This is a genomic window from Melaminivora alkalimesophila, from assembly GCF_000282995.1.
GTDB classification, from domain to species: Bacteria; Pseudomonadota; Gammaproteobacteria; order Burkholderiales; family Burkholderiaceae_C; genus Melaminivora; species Melaminivora alkalimesophila.
On the sequence record NZ_ALEE01000550.1, the window covers coordinates 1 to 3586 of the forward strand.

The 3586-nt window shown below is 72.4% G+C and carries 5 protein-coding genes; 2 read left to right on the plus strand and 3 right to left on the minus strand.

Going from position 1 to position 3586, the window contains the following annotated elements:
- A partial coding sequence (locus A612_RS17965; protein WP_141630351.1) for a LysR family transcriptional regulator occupies positions 1 to 83 on the minus strand: 83 nt, incomplete at its 3' end.
- A 35-nt stretch (positions 84 to 118) separates the two neighbouring features.
- Here A612_RS17965 and A612_RS10800 point away from each other — a divergent pair.
- Together A612_RS10800 and A612_RS10805 are read left to right on the plus strand one after the other, a co-directional pair.
- Positions 119 to 313: a DUF2905 domain-containing protein gene (locus A612_RS10800; RefSeq protein WP_019374499.1), complete on the plus strand. Its 195-nt coding sequence runs from the start codon at positions 119 to 121 to the stop codon at positions 311 to 313.
- A gap of 100 nt (positions 314 to 413) precedes the next feature.
- Entirely contained in the window at positions 414 to 1370 is a 957-nt protein-coding gene (locus A612_RS10805; RefSeq protein ID WP_040436633.1) for an ROK family protein, read from the plus strand.
- A 21-nt stretch (positions 1371 to 1391) separates the two neighbouring features.
- Here the strand turns inward: A612_RS10805 and otsA are convergent, their stop codons facing one another.
- A complete protein-coding gene (gene otsA, locus A612_RS10810) occupies positions 1392 to 2831 on the minus strand; it encodes an alpha,alpha-trehalose-phosphate synthase (UDP-forming) (RefSeq protein WP_019374501.1) in 1440 nt (479 codons plus the stop codon).
- A 37-nt stretch (positions 2832 to 2868) separates the two neighbouring features.
- Positions 2869 to 3586 (minus strand): glycoside hydrolase family 15 protein (locus A612_RS10815; RefSeq protein ID WP_019374502.1); only part of this gene is annotated, 718 nt, incomplete at its 5' end.

Genomic DNA, 3586 nt, shown 5'->3' on the forward strand with positions numbered 1-3586 from the left:
GTCACGTGGAGCATGCGCGCGGCGGCGCTCACGCTGCCGGTGAGCAGGATGGCGTGGAACAGCTCGATGTGGCGCAGGCGCATGGCGGCCCCATTATGTGGGGCCTACACTGGCGGCCATGCTGCGCTGGCTGATCGTCGTCTTCCTCGCCCTGGTGCTGATCGAGGGCCTGGCGCCCTGGCTGCGCCGGCTGGGGCTGGGCCGGCTGCCGGGCGATTTGCGCTTTCGCCTGCTGGGGCGGGAGTGGTCGGTGCCGCTGGCCAGCACGGTGGTGCTGAGCCTGGTGGTCGGCCTGCTGCTCAAGTGGCTGTGAGCGGGGCGCGCACGGCGGGCAGGGCGCCGGCCGCTACCCGGCGACGCCGGTTGGCGCGATGATGGAGCCCATGCCAGAACATTCCTCGCCCGCTGCCCGGCTGCACGCCGGGGTCGACATCGGCGGCACCAAGGTGGCCGTCTGCCTGGCGCGCATGGCGCCGGGTGCGCGTCTGCCGCAGATCCTGGACCGGCTGAGCGAGCCGACGGCCAAGACCGGCCCGCCGGAGGCGCTGGCGCAGCAGGTCCTGCGCCTGCTCGATGCGATCTGCGAGCGGCAGGGGCTGGCGCGCGCCGGGCTGGGGGCGGTGGGCGTGGCCTCGTGCGGGCCGTTCGTGCGCCGCGCGGGTGGCATCGAGGTCGCCAACCCGAACATCTGTGGTGCGCTGGCGGGCGCGGCCACCGCGCTGCCCAACCGCTGGACGCAGGTGCCGCTGCAGGCGCCGCTGGCGGCCGCGCTCGGGCCGGGCGTGCGCCTGCGCATCGCCAACGACGCCGTGGCCGCGCTGGTGGCCGAGCGCTGCTGGGGGGCGCTCGCGGGCAGCGCCGACTGCGCCTACGTGACCTGGAGCACGGGTGTGGGCGTGGGCCTGTGCGTCGATGGGCGCGTGCTGGCGGGCAAGAACGGCAACGCTGGCCATGCGGGCCACTCCTTCGTGGCCGACCTGGCGGGCGAGGCGCCGCTGTGCGGCTGCGGCAACCGCGGCGACGTGGAGTCGCAGGTGGCGGGCGGCGCGCTGGCGGCGCGGCTGGGGGTGGATGCGCCCGCGCTGCTGGTCGCGGCGCAGCAGGGGGACGCCCGGGCGCTGGCCGAGGTGCGGGCGCTGTGCGGCCTGATGGGCCGGCTGCTCTACAACCTGGTGGCGACGCTCGACCTCGCGCGCATCAGCCTCGGGGGCTCGGTCTTCCTGCACCACCAGGCGCTGCTGCTGCCGCTGCTGCGCGCCGAGCTGCAGCGCCATTTCCCGGCGCTCACCCGCGGTGTGGAACTGCTGCCTGCGGGGCTGGGCCACCAGGTGGGCGACTACGCGGCGCTGGCGCTGCTGGCGCAGGACTGAGGTCCTGCACCATGCGGCCCTTCAGACCGGCTCGGGCGTGGGCAGCGCGGCGCGCGGCTCGGCCGGGGGCTGCGCCTGGGCTTCAGGCGCTGGGGCGTGCAGGGCATCGAGGAAGCTCTTGCGCCACCAATGGATGTCGTGCGTGCAGATGGTCTCCATGAGCGCCCGGTGGCGCGCCTGGCGCTCCTCCAGCGGCATGTGCAGCGCCGTCTGGATGGCGTCGGCCATGCCCTCGGTGTCGTAGGGGTTGACGAGCAACGCGTCCTTGAGCTGCTCGGCGGCGCCGGCGAAGCGCGACAGCACCAGCACGCCCGGATCCTGCGGGTCCTGCGACACCACGTATTCCTTGGCCACCAGGTTCATGCCGTCGCGCAGCGGCGTCACCAGGCCCACGCGCACCGCGCGGCACAGGCCCGGCACGCGCCTGCGCGCGACGATGCGGTGGATGTAGCGCAGCGGCATCCAGTCCAGGTCGCCATAGTCGCCATTGATCCCGCCGCACAGGCCCTCGAGCTCCTGGCGCAGGTCGGCATAGGCCAGCACGTCGTCGCGCGAGGGCGAGGCGATCATGATGAGCGTGGCGCTGTGGCGGTTTTCCGGGTACTTTTCCAGCAGTTCGCGAAACGCCCGCACGCGCTGCGGAATGCCCTTGGAATAGTCGAGCCGGTCGATGCCCAGCAGCAGCTTGCGGCGCGAATATTCCTGGCGCAGGGCCTCGCAGGTCTGCACCGCGTCGGCGGCGCGCCCGAGGCGCTCGAATTCCTGCACGTCGATGCCGATGGGGAAGGCGCCGACGCGCGTCTCGCGGCTGAAGGCGGCCAGGCGGCCGTCGCCCAGGTCCTCGGCCTGGGCCTCGTTGAGCATGTAGCGGCGAAAGTGCGCCACGTCGGCCTCGCTTTGCAGGCCCACCAGGTCGTAGGCGAAGAAGGCGCGCATCAGCCAGTCGTGCTGCGGCAGCGCCGCCAGGATCAGCGGCGGCGGCACGGGGATGTGCAGGAAGAAGCCGATGCGCTGGCGGCAGCCGAGCGCGCGCAGCTCGGTCGCGAGCGGGATCAGGTGGTAGTCGTGCACCCAGATCACGTCCTCGTCGCGCAACAGCGGCAGCAGCTTGGCGGCAAACATGCGGTTGACGCGCCGGTAGCCGTCCAGGTAGGCACCGTGGAAGTCCGCCAGGTCGAGCCGGTAATGGAACACCGGCCACAGCACGCTGTTGGCGTAGCCCTGGTAGTAGGCGGCGTGGTCTTCGGGGGCCAGATCCACGGTGGCCAAGGTCACGCGGCCTGCCTGGCGCGTCTGCAGGTGGGCCTCGCCCGGCTGTTGCTCCTCGTTGACGTTGCCGCTCCAGCCGAACCACAGGCCGCCGGTGCGGTTCAGGGCCTCGCCCAGGGCAACGGCGAGACCGCCGGCGGCGGGCCGGCGCGGGTCGGCGAGGCGATTGGATACGACGACAAGACGGCTCATGGCTCGATCTCCTTGCAGGGCAGCCGGAGCGCCCGGTTCAGATCACGCTGTCCCACGGGGCGGACAGGCGCATGGCGGCGTTGATCACGCCGACCATCGAATAGGTCTGGGGAAAGTTGCCCCACATCTCGCCGGTGGCGGGATGCGTGTCCTCGGACAGCAGGCCCAGCGGGTTGCGCACGGCCAGCATGGCCTCGAAGATCTCGCGTGCCTGTTCGCGCCGGCCCACGCGGGCGAGTGCGTCGATGCGCCAGAAGGTGCAGATGTTGAACGAGGTCTCGGGCTTGCCGAAATCGTCGGCGGCCTCGTAGCGGCGCATGAAGGGGCCGTCGCACAGCACCTCCTTCATCACGTCCAGCGTGCGGATGAAGCGCTCGTCGCGCGCGTCGACCAGCCCGACCTCGGCCATCAGCAGGACGCTGGCGTCCAGCTCGCGCCCGCCGAAGCTCTCGGCGAACACCCCGCGCTCGGCGTTCCACGAGCGCGCCAGGATCTCGCCCCGCATGCGCTCGGCATGGGCCCTCCAGTAGGCGGCGCGCTCGGGCAACAGCAGCGTCCGGGCTATTTTTTCCAGCCGGTCGCAGGCGGCCCAGCTCATCAGGGCCGAGGAGGTGTGGATGCGCGCGCGCGTCCTGAGCTCCCACATGCCGGCGTCGGGCGTGCCGTAGACCTGCACGGCCAGCTCGCCGATACGCTCGAGCCGCGCGAATTCCGCCGGGCCGGAGGGCTGCAGCAGCCGCTGGTCGTGGAAGGGC